This window comes from Microbacterium sp. BF1, from assembly GCF_019279095.1.
In the GTDB taxonomy this organism is placed as follows: domain Bacteria; phylum Actinomycetota; class Actinomycetes; order Actinomycetales; family Microbacteriaceae; genus Microbacterium; species Microbacterium maritypicum.
Window position 1 is genome coordinate 1 of record NZ_JAGYWT010000549.1, and the last position, 1,589, is coordinate 1,589.

General features: G+C 69.5%; 1 protein-coding gene and 1 pseudogene. One reads left to right on the top strand and one right to left on the bottom strand.

The window, feature by feature from the left end; translation table 11 throughout:
- Positions 1 to 1,004: MATE family efflux transporter (locus KZA10_RS14680; protein WP_218683253.1), on the bottom strand; the 1,004-nt coding region annotated here is incomplete at its 3' end.
- 89 nt (positions 1,005 to 1,093) lie between these two features.
- Between KZA10_RS14680 and KZA10_RS14685 the strand changes: the two are divergent.
- Positions 1,094 to 1,462, top strand: a pseudogene (locus KZA10_RS14685) (DUF1992 domain-containing protein); the annotation flags it as partial.
- Positions 1,463 to 1,589: the final 127 nt, after the last annotated feature.

Below are 1,589 nucleotides of genomic sequence, written 5' to 3' on the forward strand. Positions count from 1 at the left end.
AAGACGATTCCGAGCACCCCGGAAGCTGCGGCGATCAGTCCGCCGACGATCACGCCGAACCAGGCTCCCCAGGCGACGGTGCGGGCGAGCACACGGTGCACCTGCTGCTTGTCTCCGGCTCCGAGCTCCTTGCCGATGAGCGCCTGGGCCGCGATCGCGAGCGCGTCGAGGGCGAAGGCCGCCGCCGAGAAGATCGTGAACACGATCTGCCACCCGGCGAGCTCGTCGGTGCCGATGCCGGTCGCCACACCCACGGTCGCGAGCAGGGCCACGCGCAGGCTCACGGTGCGCAGGAACAGCCATCCACCTGACGTCGCGGTGTTGCGCAGGCCCGCGCTCTGCGCGCGCAACGAGGCGCTGTGACGCGTGGCGAGGCGGCGGACGACCAGCACGTAGGCGGCGACCATCCCCCACTGCGCGGTCACGGTTCCGGCGGCGGATCCGGCGATGCCCCAGCCGAGTCCGTAGATGAACAGCCAATTGAGCAGGGCGTTCGCACCGAAACCGAGTCCCGCGATCCACAGCGGCGTCATGGTGTCCTGCATGCCGCGCAGCAGCCCGGTCGCGGCGAACACGATGAGCATCGCCGGCAGGCCCCACATCGAGATCACGAGGTACTCGTTCGCCTGAGCGGCGACGGCTTCACCCGCACCGAACAGCGAGACCAGCCACGGAGAGGAGACGGCGCCGATCACCGCGAGCACGGCGCCGAGCCCGAGCGCGAGCCACATGCCGTTGACGCCGACGGAGACGGCCTCGCCGGGCTGCCCCGCCCCGAAGCGTCGGGCGACAGCGGGGGTGGTCGAGTAGGCCAGGAAGACCATCAGCCCGACGATCGTCTGGAGCACGGCGCCCGCGATGCCGAGACCGGCGAGGGGGGTGGTTCCGAGGTGTCCGACGAGCGCGGCATCCACGATCAGGAACGCCGGCTCCGCGATCAGAGCGCCGAGGGCCGGGACGGCCAACCGCAGGATGTCTCGATTGAGGGAGGCACGCGCGGTCATCCTCCGAGCCTATGACCTGGGACCGACCCCGCCTTCCGTGCTGCCTCCGTCGTAGGGTGGGAGGGAGCTCGGATGCACGGAGGTGCCTCATGACGGATCCCCGAGACGCGGCGGCGCGGTATCTCGCGAGCAGGCAGAACGGTGAGAGCGCCGACGGCGACGAGGAGTCGGGTACGACGCCGGGGATCGCCGCGGCCGTCGATCGTGCCGCGTTCATCGAGACGGCCATCCAGGTGGCGATCCGCCGCGGAGAGTTCGACGACCTGCCCGGCGCGGGCAAGCCCCTCGAAGGACTCGGCACCCACCACGACCCCGACTGGTGGATCCGCCGGAAGATCGAGACCGAGAACCTGACCGGTCTCGGGCCCCCGGCGATCCTGCTGCGCACGGAAGACCGGGAACTGAACGGCCAGCTCGATCTGCTCGGTCGCGAGTCGGATGTGCGCACCGTCGTCGATCTGGACATCACAACTAGGGCGTGTCTCCCATATCGCTGGTGAGGCTCACGGCAGTCTTGTTGTGTGAGGTCTGATTCGCGGTTGAGGGTGTTCACGGACGAGCAATGGAAGCGGATCGAGCCGTTGC